The sequence below is a fragment of the Kitasatospora sp. NPDC059722 genome, from assembly GCF_042733235.1.
Lineage (GTDB): Bacteria > Actinomycetota > Actinomycetes > Streptomycetales > Streptomycetaceae > Kitasatospora.
In genome coordinates this window covers 14,951-32,614 of sequence record NZ_JBHWGD010000081.1, presented here as the reverse complement: position 1 = coordinate 32,614, position 17,664 = coordinate 14,951, and the positions used below count along the sequence as shown (strand labels likewise).

Genomic DNA, 17,664 nt, shown 5'->3' with positions numbered 1-17,664 from the left:
ATCATGACCATCGGGGTGGTGAACCGTGGCTGGCGCCGCTGGGCCTGGCGATGCGGCCGGCGCCAGGTGCGTCCCGAGCGCAGGGCAGCCGCGATCTCGCGACGCAACTCACCGCGTCCTTGCAGGTAGAGGGTCTGATAGACCGTCTCGTGGACCACGTGCATCTCCGGCCGCTCGGGAAACCGTGCCCGTAGAGCCTGGCAGATCTGCTCCGGGCTCCACTTCCTGTCCAAGTGTTCCTGGATGAAGTCCCCTAGTTCGGGGCTCCGGGCAATCTTGCGCGGCTTGGGGCGTGGCCGACGGGCGTCAGCCCGGGCCTGGGCCGCGTGCGGACGGTAGACCTCGCTGTCGGGGTGCCGGTTGCGCTTGATCTCGCGGCTGACGGTGGAGGGGCTACGGCCCAGCTCGGCAGCGATCGAGCGGATCGATGCCTTCTCACGAAGCCGGTCCGCGATGTGAATGCGCTCTTCCTCCCGCGAATGGCGGGAGGAGTCGGGCAGAGGGGAAGCCGGCCGCTGAACGGGCGGCTTCCCCTTCCTCGTGCCGGTCGGCTGACTGCCGTTGCGCCATCGCTTGCCGGTCCGAAAGTTGATCCCGACGATCCGGCATGCTTCCTGGCTGCTCAGCCCCTGGTCCATGAGCCGGAAGTATTCCGCCTGCTCACGGACCAGTTTGCGCGGCCCCTGTCTGGTCCGTTCCTTACGAATCTCGAAGGTCATTGCAGTCCCCGGTCAGGGTGTTGCAACGATCCCTAGAACCCAAGCGTCCTCCGGGGCGTACTGCTTTTCTCCGGGGCCGGGTTCCCCGAAGGCCCGGTTTCCCTGGGGCGTCGGGTTTTCCCGGGCGTCGGGTTTCCCCGGAGGTCAGACCGGCTGCTCGCGCTGCCGGTGGTAGTGGCGGGCGGCACGGGCGCGGTTGCCGCAGGCGGGCCCGCACCACTCGCGGCGCGGGTGGTCCTTGACGAAGAACTGGACGCAGCCCGGCCCGTGACAGGCCCGCAGCTCGGCCGCGAGCGGACCGCCCAGCAGGTCGGCGGTGCCGTGGGCGAGCGCCGCGAGCGCGGCGGGGAACCCGTCGCGGCCGGTCCGCTGGACGACGGCGATCCCGGTTCCGGCGGCCGTCAGGACGGGCCAGCGCGGGGCGGCGGCGGACGCCTCGTTGATCCGCCCGACCTCGGCGGCGGGCACCGGCTCCCCCTCGGCGTGCGCGTGCAGGACGGCGCGGACCGCGTCGCGCAGCGCCCGGAACGCGGCCAGGTCCGCCTCGTCGACGGACAGCCCGGGGGCGTCGGCCTCGGACCCGAGCCAGCCGGCGAGTTCCTCCGGCGTCCCGACGGTGTCCCGGACCTTGCCGCGGACGGCGACCAGCGTGTTCGCGAACGCGACGGCGAGCGGCAGGCCCGGGGAGGACGGGGCCGGGTGTTCCTGAGCAGTGTCGGAAGCCATGGACCTAATGGTAGCCACCCCTTGCAACCATCAAGTCCGACTGCCATGATTCTCACGGTTGATCAGCCATCAACCATAAGAATCGACTCGGGGGGAGTACCACCGGATGACCGCCACCGCGATCGGACCCGGCCCGCAGACCCGTCCGGCCGAACGGCCGCCGACCGCCCGGCTGCGGCACAACCGGGACTTCCTCAAGTTCTGGTCCGGCGAGACCCTCTCGCTCCTCGGCAGCCAGGTCACCACGCTCGCCCTGCCGCTCACCGCCGTCATCGCCTTCGACGCCACGCCCGAGCAGGTCGGCCTGCTGCGCTTCCTGCAACTGGTGCCCTACCTCGGCCTCGCGCTGGTCTTCGGCGTCCTGGTCGACCGGATGCCGCGCAGGCGCGCCATGCTGCTGGCCAACGGCGCCCGGATGGTGCTCGTCGGACTGGTCCCGCTGCTGGCCGCGGCCCACCGCCTGACGCTGCCGGTGCTGCTGGCGCTCGCCTGCGCGATCGGCGTCTTCTCCGTCCTGTTCGACGTCGGCTGGATGTCCTTCGTCCCGACCCTGGTGAAGGACCCGGAGCACTACGTCGAGGCCAACCAGAAGCTCGGCGTCACTTCCTCCACCGCGGACGTGGCCGGGCCCGGCCTGGCCGGACTGCTGATCGGCGCCCTGACCGCGCCGGTCGCACTGGTCGCGGACGCCTTCTCCTACCTGGTCTCGCTGCTCACGCTGCTGTGGATCCGCACGCCCGAACCGCGCCCCGAGCCGCCCGCGGCGGGCCGCCACCTCGGGCGGGAGCTGGCCGAGGGCCTGCGCTGGGTGTTCGGCGACCGCGTCCTGCGACCGCTGGCGCTGCTCGGTCCGTTCTGCAACTTCTCGATGGTCTCGGTGTGGACGGTGTTCGTCCTGTACGCGGTGCGCGACCAGGGACTGACGCCCACCTGGATCGGCGTCGTGTTCTCCGCCTCCTCGGTCGGCGGACTGGTCGGCGCGGCCGTCTCCGGGCGGGTCGTCAGGCGGTTCCGGCTCGGACCCGTCTACGCGGTGTCGATGGCGGCGATCTTCGCGAGCCCGCTGCTGGTCGCGTTCGCGGACGGCCCGAAGCCGGTGCGCACGGCCCTGTTCGTCGGCTCGTTCTTCATCGGCTACCTGGGCCTCGCCGTGGCCGGCGTGGTGATGGTCAGCCTGCGCCAGACCCTGACCCCGCAGCCGCTGATGGGCCGGATGAACGCGGCCTTCCGCACCCTGCTGTTCGGCGGCGGCTCGCTGGGCGGACTGCTCGGCGGCGTCATCGGCGGGGCCCTCGGGCTGCGCCGGGGCCTCGTCGCGATCGCCGTCGGCTCGGCGCTGATGCTCGTCCCGCTGGCCCTGTCGCCGGTCAGCCGGCTGCGCGCCCTGCCGCCGCCGGCCGCCTGACCGGCGCCCACCCGGACCACCGGGGTCGTCGGGCCCGCTCGGGGGAGGGGCTGGGCGACCCCGGTTCGGCGCGTCGCCGCGCCGACCGGCGCCCACCGCACGGACACGGGGACCGAACCGTACGAATGGCCCCGCGAAGGACACCTCGGTGCACCCCCTCCTCATATGATCGGAGCGACATGCGCCATGCTTGGTGATGCAGAGCACAGAACGGAACTTGCGCCGGACGGCCCACCCGCCGACCGGCCGAGAAGGAGGAAGCACGTGGACGACGTTCTGCGGCGCGCCGCACTCTTCGCGGCACTCGACGACGAACAGGCCGGCGAGCTGCGCGCTTCCATGACCGAGGTCACCCTCGCCCGTGGTGAGTCGCTGTTCCACGAGGGCGACCCGGGCGACCGGCTGTACGTCGTCGCCGAGGGCAAGGTCAAGCTCCACCGCGCCTCGCCGGACGGACGCGAGAACATGCTCGCCGTCCTCGGCCCCAGCGAGATGATCGGCGAGCTGTCGCTGTTCGACCCGGGACCGCGCACCGCCACCGCCAGCGCACTGACCGAGGTCAAGCTGCTCGGCCTCGGCCACGGCGACCTCCAGCCCTGGCTGCACGCCCGCCCCGAGGTGTCCATCGCGCTGCTGCGGGCCATCGCCCGCCGCCTGCGCCGGACCAACGACGTGATGTCCGACCTGGTCTTCTCCGACGTGCCCGGTCGCGTCGCGAAGGCCCTGCTCGACCTCTCCCGCCGCTTCGGCGTGCAGTCCGAGGAGGGCATCCACGTCGCCCACGACCTCACCCAGGAGGAGCTCGCCCAGCTGGTCGGCGCCTCCCGCGAGACGGTCAACAAGGCGCTCGCCGACTTCGCCGGCCGCGGCTGGCTGAAGCTGGAGGCCCGTGCCGTCGTCCTGATGGACGTCGAGCGGCTGTCGCGCCGCTCGCGCTGACCCGCCCGGCTTCCCGGGGCGCCCCCGGCGTGCCGAAGGGCCCGCCCTCCGTGGAGGAGGCCGGGCCCTTCGGCGTTCCCGCCGGTCAGTCGAGGTACGGGATCAGCCCGTGCTCCTCCAGGTACTCCATCTGCGCCCGCACCGACAGCTCGGCGGCGGGCCACAGCGCGCGGTCCACGTCCGCGTACACCCGGGCCACCACCTCGGCCGAGGTCCGGCAGCCCGCCTCGACCGCCGTCTCCACCTGGGCGAGCCGGGTGGCCCGGTGGGCGAGGTAGTAGTCGACGGCGCCCAGGGCGTCCGCGAGCACCGGCCCGTGCCCGGGCAGGACGGTCCGCACACCGTGCTCGGAGGCCATCGTGTGCAGGCGGCGCAGCGAGTCCAGGTAGTCGCCCAGGCGGCCGTCCGGGTGGGCGACCATCGTGGTACCGCGGCCGAGGACGGTGTCGCCGGTGAGGATCGCGCCGTCGGCGGGCAGGTGGAAGGTCAGCGAGTCCGAGGTGTGCCCGGGGGTGCCGACCACCCGCAGGTCCAGGCCGCCCACGTCCAGGCGCTGCCCGCCGACCAGGCCCTCGGAGCCGAGCCGGTGCGCCGGGTCCAGCGCCAGGACCTTGCTGCCGGTGAGCTCGGCGAAGCGGGCCGCGCCCTCGGAGTGGTCGGCGTGGCCGTGGGTGAGCAGGGTGAGCGCCACGCGCTTGCCCTGCTGTTCCGCGAGGTCGATCACCCGGCGCAGGTGGCCCTCGTGCAGCGGGCCCGGGTCGATCACCGCCGCGAGGTCCGAGCCGGGCTCGGAGAGCAGCCAGGTGTTGGTGCCGTCCAGCGTCATCGGCGACGGGTTCGGCGCCAGCACGCAGAGCGCCCGCGGGGTGGCCTCGCCGCCGACCTCGGCGGCGGGGTCACCCGGGAGGAGTCCGCTCACCGGCCGCCCTCGCCGTCGCGGTGCAGGGCGCGCAGCGGCAGCGCCCGGACGAGGGCCCGCTGGGCCACCTCGATGAACGGGACCGGCTGGTCGCAGGCGGCGGTGCGCGGGGTCAGGCGGCGGGCGGGCATCTCGGGTGCCGTCCGGCGAGCCACGTCGTTGTGGGTCATCGGGCGTCGGTCCTCTCTCTGCGGTGGTGGAGTCCCTGCGGTGGTGCTCGGGTCTGCGGAGGGTCTGCGGAGGGTCTGTGGAAGGGGCTGGGAAAAGTCTGCGGAGGGGGCCTGCGAAGGGTCCGCGAAGGGCTCGCGGGCCGGGCTCAGGCTTCGGGGAAGTCACCGTCGATGGTCAGCTCGTCATACCCAGGCCATCGAACGGTCATGCGGTCGCCGCGGACCTCGGCCCGGCCCAGCACCGGGTCCAGTGCGCGCTGCCCGGCCGCGGCCAGCGCCTCGGCGGCGCTCCGCACCGACGACAGCTCGCGCAGCACCGTGACGGTCGGCGGCAGCATGCCGAACCGGCCCTCGTCGTAGCCGCGGACCGCCTCGGCGGGCGCCATCCAGGCCACCCGGTCCGCCTCACCGACCTCCAGCGCGGCCCGCTGGCCGGACGGCAGGGCGGCGACGAAGAACCAGGTGTCGTACCGGCGCTCCTCGAACTCCGGGGTGATCCAGCGGGCCCAGCCGCCCAGCAGGTCGCTGCGCAGCACCAGGCCGTGCGCGCGGAGGAAGTCGGCGAAGGACAGCTCGTGGGCCTCCAGCGCGGCCCGCTCGGCGCTCCAGTCGCGCGGCTCGGCGATGCTCCGCGCGTCCGGGCCGGCCAGCAGCACGCCGGCCTCCTCGAAGGTCTCGCGGACGGCCGCGCAGACCACCGCCTGCGCCGTCCGGGCGTCCACGCCGAGGCGCCGCGCCCACTCCTCGGGGCCGGGCCCGGCCCAGGCGAGCTCGGCCTCGGCGTCCCGCGGGTCCACCCCGCCACCCGGGTAGGCGTACATGCCGGCGGCGAAGGCCATCGAGGTGCGTCGGCGCAGCAGGTAGGCCTCGGGCCCGGTGGCGGCGTCGCGCAGCAGCACCACCGTCGCGGCGGGCTTCGCCGCCGGCGGGGTCGCCGCGCCGGAGTCGACCGCCCGGATCCGGGCAGGCCAGCCGGGCGGCATCGGGAGCGTCGTGGCTCGATGGTCCATGCCCGGATGCTAAGCGCACGAAGGCGGGGTTGGACAGGCCCGACCCCGCCTTCGTGATCACGACCGGAGCGGTCAGGCGCTCTTGACCCGCACCTGGAGCTCGACCTCGACCGGGGCGTCCAGCGGCAGCACCGCGACGCCGACCGCGCTGCGGGCGTGCACGCCGGCCTCGCCGAGCACCTTGCCGAGCAGCTCGCTGGCGCCGTTGATCACGGCAGGCTGGCCGGTGAAGTCGGGGGCGGAGGCGACGAAGCCGACGACCTTGACGACGCGCTCGATCAGGTCGAGGTCACCGATCACCGACTTGATGGCGGCCAGGGCGTTCAGCGCGCAGGTCTGCGCGAGCTCCTTGGCCTCCTCCGGGGACACCTCGGCGCCGACCTTGCCGGTGGTCGGCAGCTTGCCGTCGACGACCGGCAGCTGGCCGGAGGTGAACACGAACTCGCCCGCGCGCAGGGCCGGGACGTACGCGGCGACCGGGGCGGCCACCGGCGGCAGGCTCAGACCCAGCTCGGCGAGCTTCGACTCGACCTTGCTCATGCGTTCTTCTCCCGCTTGAAGTAGGCCACCAGGGTCTCCGGGTTGGGACCCTGCACGACCTGGACCAGCTCCCAGCCGTCCGAGCCGAAGTTGTCCAGGATCTGCTTGGTGGCGTGCACCAGCAGCGGCGCCGTCATGTATTCCCACTTGGTCATGGCCAGACTCTAGACGAGCGGCCGCGGCGATCGGCCCCGCTGACGGACCGGCGTGTGAGGTGGCCCACAAACCGGGCATGATTCAGGCCCGGTCCCCCCGGTGCTCCGGGCATCCGGCCCGCTCCCTGGTTACTCTCGCGAGAGGGCAACCGGAGAGCGGGCCGGCCGACGGAGCGGCCCACGGCCCTCGGAGACGGACGGAGACGGAGCGTGGCACGCACCCCCGGCCAGGCGGCCCGGCGCGACCCCGACTGGGAGGGCGTCCGGCTGCACGTGGTCAGCGGCAAGGGCGGCACCGGGAAGACCACCCTGGCCGCCGCGCTGGCGCTGGCCCTGGCCGCCGAGGGCGGCCGGGTGCTGCTGGTCGAGGTGGAGGGCCGGCAGGGCATCGCCGAACTGTTCGGGATCGCCGCGCTGCCGTACGAGGAGCGCCGGATCGCCTCGGTCTCCCGGCGGCAGCTCGGCCTGCCGGCCGTCGCGGACGACACGGACCCGCCGGGCGGGTCCGGTGGCCCGGGCGGATCCGGCGGCCGGGGCGGCAGCGGTGCCCCGGGCGGCAGCGGCGAGGTCTTCGCGCTGGCCATCGACACCGAGCAGGCCCTGCTCGAGTACCTGGAGATGTTCTACAAGCTCGGCCGGGCCGGCAAGGCGCTGCAGAAGGTCGGCTTCGTCGACTTCGCGACCACCATCGCACCCGGCGTCCGGGACGTCCTGCTCACCGGCAAGGCCTGCGAGGCCTCCCGCCGCAAGGGCCCGGACGGCCGCCGCAGCTACGACGCGATCGTGATGGACGCCCCGCCGACCGGCCGCATCACCCGCTTCCTGAACGTCAACTCCGAGGTGGCCGGCCTGGCCAGGATCGGGCCGATACACACCCAGGCGCAGGCCGTGATGCGGGTGCTGAAGTCGCCGGAGACCGCGGTGCACCTGGTCACCCTGCTGGAGGAGATGCCGGTGCAGGAGACGGTCGACGGCTTCGCCGAGCTGCGCGAGTCGGGGCTCCCGATCGGCGGCGTGATGATCAACATGGTCCGGCCGCCGCTGCTGGACGCGGCCGCGGTCGCCGCGGCGGACGGGGACCACCGGGAGGAGGTCGCCCTGGCCCTCGGCGAGGCCGGGCTCGGCGGGCGCTCGCGCAAGCCGGAGACCGTCCGGGCCGCCGTCGACCCGCTGCTCGACCCGCTCCTGGAGCAGGCCCGCGAGCACGCCGAACGGGTCGAGCTGGAGCGCGCGCAGCGCGCCGACCTCCAGCACCTGAAGCTCCCCACCTACGAACTCCCGCTGCTCGGCGAGGGCGTGGACCTCGGCGGGCTGTACCGGCTGGCGGGCGAACTCAAGCGGCAGGGGGCGGCGTGAGCACGACGACGAACGGTGTGCGCGGCACGGGCAGCCTGCTCGCGGTGGACGGGCTGATCGACGACCCGAAGACGAGGATCATCGTCTGCTGCGGCTCCGGCGGGGTCGGCAAGACCACCACCGCCGCGGCGATCGGGCTGCGCGCCGCCGAACGCGGGCGCAAGGTCGTCGTCCTGACGATCGATCCGGCCCGCCGCCTCGCCCAGTCCATGGGTCTGACCGAGCTCGACAACACCCCTCGCGTGGTCAAGGGGGTGGGCGGCGAGGGGGAGCTCCAGGCCATGATGCTCGACATGAAGCGGACCTTCGACGAGGTCGTGCTCGCCCACGCCGAACCCGAACGGGCCAAGGCGATCATGGAGAACCCGTTCTACCAGTCCCTGTCGGCCGGCTTCGCGGGCACGCAGGAGTACATGGCCATGGAGAAGCTCGGCCAGCTGCGCGCGGCCGAGGAGTGGGACCTGATCGTCGTCGACACCCCGCCCTCCCGCTCGGCGCTGGACTTCCTGGACGCGCCCAACCGGCTCGGGTCCTTCCTCGACGGCAGGGTGATCCGGATCCTGACCGCCCCGGCCAAGGTCGGCGGCCGCAGCGCGATGAAGTTCCTCAACGTCGGCATGGGCCTGCTCACCGGCACCCTGGGCAAGATCTTCGGCGCCCAGCTCCTCACCGACGTGCAGACCTTCGTCAGCGCGATGGACTCGATGTTCGGCGGCTTCCGCGAGCGGGCCGACCGCACGTACCAGCTGCTCAAGGCGCCGGGCACGGCCTTCCTGGTGGTCGCCGCGCCGGAGCGGGACGCGCTGCGCGAGGCCGCCTACTTCGTCGACCGGCTGGCCGCGGACCGGATGCCGCTGGCCGGACTGGTGCTCAACCGGGTGCACGGTTCCGGGGCCCCGCAGCTCACGGCGGAACGGGCGATCGCGGCCGCCGAGGCGCTGGAGGAGAACGGTTCGGAGCACGCGTCGCCCGAGGCGGAACTGCTCGCGGCGGGGCTGCTGCGGCTGCACGCCGAACGGATGCAGATCATGGCGAGGGAGCGCCGGACCAGGGACCGCTTCGTGTCGGTGTACCCGGACGTGCCGATCGTGGAGGTCCCCGCGCTGCCGGGCGACGTGCACGACCTGGACGGGCTGCGGGCCATCGGGGACAGGCTGAGCGGCGGGGCGTAGGGAGCGCGGCGGGGCCGGCGGTCCTGAGCGGCGCGGCGTCGAGCGGGGCGTCAGCGTCGAGCGGGCGCGCGTTGCCTTGCGTGGCGTTGTCCGGTGTTGCCTCGCGCTGTGTGGCGTTGCCTTGTCCGGCGTTGCCTCGCGCTGTGTGGCGTTGCCTTGCGTTGTGTCGCGTTGCTCCGCGAACGGTGCGGAGCCGTGGGGCGTCGCACGGGTGCGGCGTGTCGCACCTGGTGTCGGCCCGGGCCGGTGGGGCGGCCCGGCGAGTGATCGCGTGCCGGGTCAGCCCGCCTGGGCGTAGTCCGTCAGTATCACCCCGGTGGCCAGGGACTCCTCGTACTCCGTCCGGGCCGTCTCCAGCAGCCTGCGCCAGGAGATCACCGTCGGACGGCGGCGCAGCAGCGCCCGGCGCTCGCGCTCCGTCATCCCGCCCCAGACCCCGAACTCCACGCGGTTGTCCAGCGCGTCCGCGAGGCACTCCGTACGGACGGGGCACCCGCTGCACACCGCCTTCGCGCGGTTCTGCGCCGCCCCCTGGACGAACAGTTCGTCCGGATCACTCGTGCGGCAGGCGGCCTGCGCACTCCAGTCGTCAACCCAGCCCATGCCGGCGCCGTCCTCTCCCGATGTTTCGAGGCTCCCCCACGGCGGCAACGGCATATTCACCGTTGCCAGTTGAGGACGTTACGGAAGAACGACAGCTTGCAACAGCCCCTTCGGGCTCAATCTCGAATGACCCGATTGGACTATGGGTATCGGTCAGCTCACTCGTTGGAGTGATCGCAGGTCGCAAGCCTTGCCAAGCGCGACACGGCAACTCTGGCCGCGCGCGTCATCACGGAGCGCTACCGTTCACCCGGGTGCAGCAGCCCGCAGCGGCCTCGAAATCCGCCAGGAAAGCGGCAATTCGGGCAAGTCTTCCCACTCGCACGAGTGAGTCATGCTGACGCACCGAAGCTGTCGCAAGCTTGTGACAAGCCTAGGCGAACACCTGCCCCTATGGAGGGGATTCGGCGACGTAGGGTTCTCCCCATGGCACCGAAGCGCCCCCAGGCCCCCCAGCCCCCAGGCAACACCGGAGCTCCGCGCGGCGAGCGCCGCGGGTCACCGCTGGACTTCGCGGGACACGGAGTGAAGTTCCTGGGCGTCAGCGTGCTCTCCGGAGTCCTGCTGGCGGGCCTCGCGCTGCCCGCCGTCGGCGCGCTCGGCCTCACCGCCAAGGACACGGCGGAGAGCTTCGAGAACATCCCCGACGATTTCAAGACGCCGCCGCTCACCCAGGCGACGCAGATCTTCGATGCCAAGGGCGGCCTGATCGCCAAGGTCTACGAGCGCGACCGCACCGTCCTCACCGCCGACCAGATGTCGCCCTTCATGCGGCACGCGCAGGTCGACATCGAGGACGCCCGCTTCTACGAGCACGGCGCCGTCGACCTCAAGGGCATCCTCCGGGCCGTCAGCAAGAACGCCGAGAGCGGCACGGCCTCGCAGGGCGCCTCGACGCTCACCCAGCAGTACGTGAAGAACGTCAACGTCGAGAAGGCCGGCGACGACCAGGCCGCCGTCCTGGAGGCGCAGCGCAAGACCCTGGGCCGCAAGATCCAGGAGCTCAAGTACGCGATCAAGCTGGAAGAGGACCTGACGAAGGACCAGATCCTCACCAACTACCTCAACATCACCTTCTACGGCCACCAGGCCTACGGGGTCGAGGCGGCGTCGCAGCGCTACTTCAGCAAGAGCAACAAGGACCTCACCATCGCCGAGGCGGCCACCCTCGCCGGCATGGTGCAGAACCCGTCGTCGTACGACCCGGTGCGCTACCCGGACAACACGGTCAAGCGCCGCAACGTCGTCATCGACAAGATGCTCGAGAACAAGCACATCACCCCGGACCAGGCCAAGGAGGCGAAGGCCTCCCCGCTGGGTCTGAAGTACAAGGACCCGCAGAACGGCTGCATCACCGCCCAGGCCGGCATGGGCTTCTTCTGCGACTACGTGCGCCACGTGATCAAGCAGGACCCGACCTTCGGCAAGTCCACGGCGGACCGCAAGAAGCTGTGGGACACCGGCGGCCTGAACATCTACACGACGCTCGACCCGGACAAGCAGGCCGCCGCGCAGAACGCCGTCACCAAGAAGGTCAACGTGACCGACTCGGTGTCGGCCGCCGCGACCATGATGGAGCCGGGCAGCGGCAAGATCCTCGCCATGGCCCAGACCCGCCCGTACGGCCTGGACCCGAACAAGAACCAGACCGTGGTGAACCTGAACGTCGACGCGGCGATGGGCGGCGGCAACGGCTTCCAGACCGGTTCGACCTTCAAGCCGATCCTCGCCGCGGCGGCCCTGGAGTCGGGCATGTCGCCCACCCAGGCGTTCCCGTCCGAGAACAAGATCGAGTACCCGAGCATGTCGACCTGCTCGGGCACCTGGAAGAACGTCCCCCAGCCCGGGCAGGGCAAGGCCACGGTGAAGAACGAGTCGACGGGCGAGGTCGGCCCGTACGAGCTCAAGCAGGCCATGGCCCTCTCGGTGAACACCTACTTCGTCGAGATGGAGCAGCAGACCGGCCTCTGCGCGATCAAGCAGATGGCCAACAAGCTGGGCATCTCCCAGTCGGCCCAGGGCGGCGAGTTCAAGGAGGTCCCCTCGATGGTCCTCGGCTCGCTCGAACTCAGCCCGCTGACCATGGCGAACGTGTACGCCACCTTCGCCGCCCGCGGCAAGTACTGCACCCCGATCGCGATCAACAAGATCAGCACGGTCGACGGCAAGGACATCAAGGTCCCGCAGTCCCAGTGCAGCCAGGCCTTCTCCGAGAACACCGCGGACGCGCTCAACACCATCCTGCTCAACGTGACCGAGAAGGGCACGGCCGCCGCCCTCGGCCTCGACGACGGTCGCAAGATCGCCGGCAAGACCGGTACCACCGACGAGAAGAAGGCCGCCTGGTTCAGCGGCTACACCCCGTCGCTCGCCACCTCGGTCTGGCTCGGCGGCCCGGCCGGCGGCGTGAAGATGAAGGACATCACCATCGGCGGCAAGCACTTCACCGAGGTGTTCGGCGCCGACGGCCCCGGCCCGATCTGGCAGATGGCGATGAACCAGGCGCTCAAGGGCACGCCCCTGGAGCCCATCCAGACGATCAACATCCCGGACCCGCAGCCCAAGCCGGACCCGAACGCGACCGCGCCCGCCAGCCCGCCGGCCGGCGACCCGAACACCCAGCCCGGTGCCAACCCGCCGCCCCCGGCCAACCCCGGCGGCAACCCCGGCGGCGGCACCAACGCCGGCGGGATGATCGGCGGCGGCTTCACCTTCCCGCCGGGCTTCATCGGCGGGAACGGAAACGGCGGCAAGCACGGCGGCGGCGGTAACGGCGGCACCGGCTGAGCCGGCCGCCCGGCCGACAACGAACGCGGAGGGCGCCTCCCGAGATCACTCGGGGGGCGCCCTCCGCGTTCGTTGCTGCGCGGCTTCTGCCGCGGTGCCCGGACCGGGACTCAGCCGGCCAGCGCGGCCTTCACCGCGGCGGCGACGCGGCCGCCCTCGGCCAGACCGTCCACCTTCGGGCGCACCAGCTTCATCACGGCGCCCATGCCCTGCGGACCGGTGGCCCCGCTCTCCGCGACCGCGGCGGCCACGATGGCGGTGAGCTCGTCGTCCGAGAGCTGCTTGGGCAGGTAGGAGGCGAGCAGTTCGCCCTCCTGCCGCTCCCGGGCGGCCTGGTCGGTCCGGCCCGCGGCGTCGAACGCCTCGGCGGCCTCGCGGCGCTTCTTCGCCTCGCGGGTGACCACCTTGAGCACCTCGGCGTCGGACAGCTCGCGCTTCGTCTTGCCCGCCACCTCCTCCGCGGTGACCGCGGAGAGCGTGAGCCGGATGGTGGACGAGCGCAGCTCGTCCCGGTCCTTGATGGCAGCCGTGAGGTCCTCCTGCAGCTGCGCCTTGAGCGTCGTCATGGCCCCGAGTCTCCCACCTGCGGCGTTCGGGTGCCCGGCATTAACGGTCACGGGCCACGGACAGGCCCTGCGGACCGGTCCGGTAACCCATTAGAGTGGTTACATGACCGAAGGTGCCGAAGCCTGGCCGACCGTCGTCCCCGGGCTGCTGCTGACCGCACCGAGCGGCACCGGCTTCCACTTCGACCCCGGCGCGCTCTGCCTCGAACTGCTCACCACCGGTGGCCCCGGCAGCCACGCCCGCTGGGAGGTCCTGCACCGACCCGACGACCTCGCCGCCTGGCTGCCCGCCTCGCGGCTGCGCCTGCCCGCGGACGCCGTCCGGATCACCGACGCCCAGCTCACCGCCGCCCGCACCCTGCGCGACGCCCTCTGGCGGCTCACCGCGGCCAGGGCCCGCGGCGAGCGCGGCGCCACCGCCGACTACGCCGTCCTCAACCGGGCCGCCGAACACCCCCCGCTCGTCCCCAGGATCGCCCCCGACGGCACCGCGGCGACCCCCCTGTCCGCCGACGGCGACCAGCTGGCCTCCACCGTCGCCCGGGACGCGATAGCCCTGCTCACGGGCCCGCACGCGGACCGCATCCGCGAGTGCGGCGCGCACAACTGCTACCTGATCTTCGTCGACACCTCCCGGCCGGGGCGGCGGCGCTGGTGCTCCATGGAGCGCTGCGGCAACCGCAACAAGGTCCGGGCGCTGCGGGCCCGGCGGGAACCGGAGCAGCCGGAGTAGCCGGGGCACCCGCGCCCCGGCCCGCTTCCCCGTCCGCCTCCCACCCCCTTCCCCATCCGCCTCCCTACCCGCATCCCATCCGGGCGGACGGACGTTCACCAGCTGATCCGCCGTCTGAGAGCATGGAACGATGCGACCGCTGTACTCCGTCCCCCTCGGAATCGCCGCCACCGGCGCCGCCTGCCTCGCCTACTCCGCCGGGTACGAGGTCCGTTCCTTCCGGCTGCGCCGGGTCGAGGTCCCCGTCCTGCCCCGGGGCGCCCGCCCCCTCCGGGTACTGCAGGTCTCCGACATCCACATGGTGAGCGGCCAGGGCAAGAAGCAGCGGTGGCTGAAGAGCCTCGCGGGCCTGCGCCCCGACCTCGTCGTGAACACCGGCGACAACCTCTCCGACCCGCTCGGCGTCCCCGCCACCCTCGACGCGCTCGGGCCGCTGATGGAGTTCCCCGGCGTGTACGTCTTCGGCTCCAACGACTACTACGGCCCGGCCCGCAAGAACCCGGCCCGCTACCTCCAGGCGCTGCGCAGCGGCATCCACGGCATGAACAACCCCGACGGCACCGGCAACCGCGGCATCGTCGGCGCCGTCCACAACCCCTGGGAGAAGCTCCGCGACGGCTTCGACGCGGCCGGCTGGCTCGACCTGACCAACACCCGCGGCCGCCTCACCCTCGGCGGCCTCGACCTCGAGTTCACCGGCCTCGACGACCCGCACATCCGCCGCGACCGCTACAGCGAGGTCACGGGCGGCCCGTCCGCCGACGCAGACCTCTCCCTCGCCGTCGTCCACGCGCCCTACCTGCGCGTCCTGGACGCCTTCACGGCCGACCGCTACCCGCTGATCCTCGCCGGCCACACCCACGGCGGCCAGCTCTGCATCCCCTTCTACGGCGCCCTGGTCACCAACTGCGACCTCGACGCCAAGCGGGTCAAGGGCCTCTCCACCCACACCGCCGGCGGCCGCCGCTCCTACCTCCACGTCTCCGCCGGCTGCGGCACCAACCGCTACACCCCCGTCCGCTTCGCCTGCCCCCCCGAGGCCACCCTCCTCACCCTCACCCCGGCCGCCCGCTGACCCGCCCCGGACGCCCGCCGGGAATCGGATTTCGTGTCTCGGCGAGCGTCCGGTAGAGTTCTACTCGTCGCGAAGGAGACGGAGCGACAAACAGAAGGACCGGGGTGTGGCGCAGCTTGGTAGCGCGCTTCGTTCGGGACGAAGAGGCCGTGGGTTCAAATCCCGCCACCCCGACCCAGTCCAGAGGGCCTATCGGAGAAATCCGGTAGGCCCTCTGGCGTTTCTGCGTGACGTGGGCTCAAGTGCCGCCGGGTGGAACGGGACAGGCCCGGTGCCCCTGGGAGGGGGCACCGGGCCTGTGCAGTGGTGGCGAGGGTACTGCGCCGGGGCTCAGGTCCTGACGGCGAACACGGAGTCGGGCGCGCCCGCGTAGGCGTTGGAGAGGGCGAAGGTCGCCGTCGGCGGGCGGTAGATGCCGAAGGTGGTGCGACCGCGGCCCAGCCAGTCGCCGGTGACCGGGAAGTCACCGGGAGCGCCGTAGGCGGCGGTGGAGAAGCTGCCGTCGTCGTGGCGCAGGGCGAAGGTGCTGGCGCCGCCCGGCTGGTGGGACCAGCGGAAGATGCCGAGCTGGATGTGGCCGACGCCGTCCCAGTCGCCGACGATCGGGAGGTCGCCCGGGTCCCCGAGGGTCGCCGTGGTGACGCTGCCGTCGTCGTGACGGACCGCGAAGGTGTTGGTGCCGGGCCGGTAGATGGCCAGCTGGGCGTGGCCGTTGCCGTCCCAGCGCGCGGGCACCGGGATGTCCCCCGGCGCGCCGAAGGAGACCGCGGTCACGCTCGCGTCGTCGTGGCGCAGCGCGAAGACGCCGTCGCGGTAGATGCCGAGCTGGTCGTGGCCGCCGTCCCAGGAGCCGGCCACCGGGACGTCACCGGCCTGGCCGAAGGTCGCCTGGGTGACGAGGCTGTTGTTGTCGTTGGTGGGGTTCAGCCACCAGACGCCGTTGTAGAACACGCCCACGTGGGTGGCGCCGCCGTCCCAACGGCCCGTCACCGGGGTGCCGGCGCGAACCTGGCCGTTGACCCCGACCCCGACCTGCTCCGACTTCGTCGTGGAGCGTCCGTGGTCGTCGACCACGGTGGCGGTGACGGTGTAGGTCCCGACGTGCGGGTAGTCGTGCGGGATGCCCCAGGGCGAGCCCTTCACGACCGTGCTGGTGCCGTCCCCGAAGTCGACCGTGGTGGTGGCCACCGGCCAGGGGCTGTCGCCTCCGATGAAGAACTGGACGTGCGTCGGCGCGTAGCCGCCGCCCTGCACCGCCGAGATCGTCGGCGCGGACAGCGGGCCGACCGGGTCGACGGTGATGTTGGTGGTGGAGGTCTTGGTGTTGCCGAGGCCGTCGGTCGCGCTGAGCACGGCGCGGTAGGTGCCGGGGCCGGGGTAGGTGTGGACCACCTGCGAGGGGGTGAAGGGCTGGGGGCCGGTCCCGTCGCCGAAGTCGATCGTCGCGCTGGCCTTGGACCACGGCGAGTAGACGATGCCGAGGAACGCCTTGTCCAGCGGGTGCCCGGCCGGGATCCGGTTGTTCCAGTCCCAGCTGAGGCCGACCGCGAACGGGTTCTGGCGCTCGATGGCGCCGCGGTCGTAGTACGTCGCCGTGCCGGTGCCGGTGTTGTCGACCAGCGGGTCGTCGACGCGCTGGTTGCCCAGCAGGTCGGTGGTCAGCTCGCCGGGTGCGCCGGCGTCGGCGGAGTCCAGCGCATTGGTGTCGCGCTGCGGGGTGACGTCGTCGTTGGAGTTGCCGCCGAGGTTGAAGCCCGGGTCGGTGTCGACGTCGTGCGCGCCCTGGCCGGTGGCCGCGGTGAAGGCGGCGGGCGAGGTGTAGACGGTGCCGGCCCAGGAGTAGGCCTGGCTGCCCGCGTTGACACCGGTGCCGGGGTGGACGACGTTGTAGTCGGCCTTGGTGCCGGTGACCGAGCCGGCCGAGACGACGAACTCGACCGGGCCGGCCTGGGGGCAGCGGATGGTCGTCGGGCCGGTGGCGGTGATGATGTTGTTCTCGATCACCGCGCCGCTCGACGCGCCGGTCAGCGAGACGCCGGTGCCGCAGTTCTCCGCGACGGTGTTGCTCGTCACGACGGTGCCGGGGGCGTCGGTGACGACGATGCCGCCGCCGATGTTGCTGGTCAGGGCGTTGGTGGTGACGACCGTGCCGGTGACGCCCGGGTCGACGGCGATGCCCGCGCCGCCGCTGGCGCCGATGCGGTTGCGGCTGACGGTGCTCGCCGTGGTGGCGCCGGTGAGGCGGATGCCGGCAGCCTTGGCCGAGCCGGCTCCGAGCAGCGTGTTCCCGTCGACGACGATCCGGTCCGAGTCGGCGACGAGCACGGCCTCCTGGGCGGTGTTGAACGCCAGGCCCTGGATGGTGACGTCGTGGACCTTGGAGAGCGAGAAGCCGTGCCCCCCGACGACGCCGACCTGGGCGGTGGGGAGCTTGTCGGTGTCCGGCAGGCCCTGGAAGGTGATCGGGTGGCCGGGGGTGCCCGAGTGGGTGACGGTGACCTGCTCGGCGTAGGTGCCGGCGCCCTCGGCGATCTGGACGGTCTGGCCGGGCTGGGCGGCGTCGGCGGCGGCCTGCACGGTGCAGTACGGCTGGGCCTGGGCGCCCGTGCCGGCGTCCGAGCAGTGCGCGGTCGGGCTGTTGTTCACGTAGAGCGTGGTCGCGTCGGCGTGTGCGGCGCCCACCGACAGCGTGGTTCCGGCGATCGCGGAGCTCACCAGAGCCGCGGCGATGCCGATGTGACGTCTTATGGACATGTCCATCCCCCAGGGCGTTCCAGGACTTTCGGGTA

At 72.4% G+C, this 17,664-nt stretch carries 17 protein-coding genes and 1 tRNA gene; 8 read left to right on the top strand and 10 right to left on the bottom strand.

All coding sequences use genetic code 11. From position 1 onward, the window contains the following. Positions 1–719 (bottom strand): helix-turn-helix domain-containing protein (locus ACFV4F_RS34565; RefSeq protein ID WP_380508599.1); only part of this gene is annotated, 719 nt, incomplete at its 3' end. 144 nt (positions 720–863) lie between these two features. Continuing rightward, a complete protein-coding gene (locus ACFV4F_RS34560) occupies positions 864–1,445 on the bottom strand; it encodes a CGNR zinc finger domain-containing protein (RefSeq protein WP_380508596.1) in 582 nt (193 codons plus the stop codon). A gap of 106 nt (positions 1,446–1,551) precedes the next feature. On the opposite strand from ACFV4F_RS34560, the gene ACFV4F_RS34555 reads away from it, so the two are divergent. Together ACFV4F_RS34555 and ACFV4F_RS34550 are read left to right on the top strand one after the other, a co-directional pair. Further along, on the top strand, positions 1,552–2,850 hold the full coding sequence (locus ACFV4F_RS34555; RefSeq protein WP_380508594.1) for an MFS transporter: 1,299 nt from the start codon (positions 1,552–1,554) through the stop codon (positions 2,848–2,850). Positions 2,851–3,114: 264 nt separating this feature from the next. Further along, complete coding sequence (locus ACFV4F_RS34550) at positions 3,115–3,789, top strand: Crp/Fnr family transcriptional regulator (RefSeq protein ID WP_030240972.1); 675 nt, start codon at positions 3,115–3,117, stop codon at positions 3,787–3,789. Between the two features lie 85 nt (positions 3,790–3,874). Here ACFV4F_RS34550 and ACFV4F_RS34545 read toward each other — a convergent pair whose 3' ends face one another. The 5 genes from ACFV4F_RS34545 to ACFV4F_RS34525 all read right to left on the bottom strand — a co-directional run bounded on the left by ACFV4F_RS34545 (position 3,875) and on the right by ACFV4F_RS34525 (position 6,583). After that, entirely contained in the window at positions 3,875–4,708 is an 834-nt protein-coding gene (locus ACFV4F_RS34545; protein ID WP_380508591.1) for an MBL fold metallo-hydrolase, read from the bottom strand. Further along, positions 4,705–4,878, bottom strand: coding sequence for a hypothetical protein (locus ACFV4F_RS34540; protein ID WP_380444201.1), 174 nt, complete (start codon positions 4,876–4,878; stop codon positions 4,705–4,707). Before ACFV4F_RS34540 ends, ACFV4F_RS34545 begins: the two co-directional genes overlap by 4 nt. 146 nt (positions 4,879–5,024) lie before the next feature. Then, positions 5,025–5,888 (bottom strand): NUDIX hydrolase, encoded by an 864-nt coding sequence (locus tag ACFV4F_RS34535; protein WP_380444199.1) that lies wholly within the window; start codon positions 5,886–5,888, stop codon positions 5,025–5,027. Between the two features lie 72 nt (positions 5,889–5,960). Continuing rightward, positions 5,961–6,428 carry a RidA family protein gene (locus ACFV4F_RS34530; protein ID WP_380444197.1) on the bottom strand — a complete coding sequence of 156 codons (468 nt, stop codon included), beginning with the start codon at positions 6,426–6,428 and terminating at the stop codon, positions 5,961–5,963. After that, the gene (locus tag ACFV4F_RS34525; protein ID WP_380444195.1) at positions 6,425–6,583 is read right to left on the bottom strand and encodes a DUF4177 domain-containing protein; all 159 of its coding nucleotides are present in this window, start codon (positions 6,581–6,583) and stop codon (positions 6,425–6,427) included. Before ACFV4F_RS34525 ends, ACFV4F_RS34530 begins: the two co-directional genes overlap by 4 nt. A gap of 210 nt (positions 6,584–6,793) precedes the next feature. Here ACFV4F_RS34525 and ACFV4F_RS34520 point away from each other — a divergent pair, with 210 nt between their 5' ends. Further along, positions 6,794–7,939 carry an ArsA-related P-loop ATPase gene (locus tag ACFV4F_RS34520; protein ID WP_380508588.1) on the top strand — a complete coding sequence of 382 codons (1,146 nt, stop codon included), beginning with the start codon at positions 6,794–6,796 and terminating at the stop codon, positions 7,937–7,939. Beyond that, a complete protein-coding gene (locus tag ACFV4F_RS34515) occupies positions 7,936–9,111 on the top strand; it encodes an ArsA family ATPase (protein WP_380508585.1) in 1,176 nt (391 codons plus the stop codon). Before ACFV4F_RS34520 ends, ACFV4F_RS34515 begins: the two co-directional genes overlap by 4 nt. Before the next feature lie 279 nt (positions 9,112–9,390). Here the strand turns inward: ACFV4F_RS34515 and ACFV4F_RS34510 are convergent, their stop codons facing one another. Continuing rightward, positions 9,391–9,714, bottom strand: a complete 324-nt coding sequence (locus tag ACFV4F_RS34510; protein WP_030240986.1) for a WhiB family transcriptional regulator — start codon at positions 9,712–9,714, stop codon at positions 9,391–9,393. A 426-nt stretch (positions 9,715–10,140) separates the two neighbouring features. Here ACFV4F_RS34510 and ACFV4F_RS34505 point away from each other — a divergent pair, with 426 nt between their 5' ends. Beyond that, positions 10,141–12,501 carry a transglycosylase domain-containing protein gene (locus tag ACFV4F_RS34505; RefSeq protein WP_380444189.1) on the top strand — a complete coding sequence of 787 codons (2,361 nt, stop codon included), beginning with the start codon at positions 10,141–10,143 and terminating at the stop codon, positions 12,499–12,501. 110 nt (positions 12,502–12,611) lie between these two features. On the opposite strand, the gene ACFV4F_RS34500 is transcribed toward ACFV4F_RS34505, so the two are convergent. Continuing rightward, entirely contained in the window at positions 12,612–13,067 is a 456-nt protein-coding gene (locus ACFV4F_RS34500) for a GatB/YqeY domain-containing protein (protein ID WP_380444187.1), read from the bottom strand. Between the two features lie 103 nt (positions 13,068–13,170). Here ACFV4F_RS34500 and ACFV4F_RS34495 point away from each other — a divergent pair, with 103 nt between their 5' ends. From ACFV4F_RS34495 to ACFV4F_RS34485, 3 genes are all read left to right on the top strand, one after another. Beyond that, positions 13,171–13,800 carry a CGNR zinc finger domain-containing protein gene (locus tag ACFV4F_RS34495; RefSeq protein WP_380508582.1) on the top strand — a complete coding sequence of 210 codons (630 nt, stop codon included), beginning with the start codon at positions 13,171–13,173 and terminating at the stop codon, positions 13,798–13,800. A gap of 130 nt (positions 13,801–13,930) precedes the next feature. Continuing rightward, complete coding sequence (locus tag ACFV4F_RS34490; protein ID WP_380494455.1) at positions 13,931–14,875, top strand: metallophosphoesterase; 945 nt, start codon at positions 13,931–13,933, stop codon at positions 14,873–14,875. A 100-nt stretch (positions 14,876–14,975) separates the two neighbouring features. Then, a tRNA-Pro gene (locus ACFV4F_RS34485) sits at positions 14,976–15,049 on the top strand. A 156-nt stretch (positions 15,050–15,205) separates the two neighbouring features. On the opposite strand, the gene ACFV4F_RS34480 is transcribed toward ACFV4F_RS34485, so the two are convergent. Further along, positions 15,206–17,629: a right-handed parallel beta-helix repeat-containing protein gene (locus ACFV4F_RS34480; protein WP_380508580.1), complete on the bottom strand. Its 2,424-nt coding sequence runs from the start codon at positions 17,627–17,629 to the stop codon at positions 15,206–15,208. Positions 17,630–17,664 lie beyond the last annotated feature (35 nt).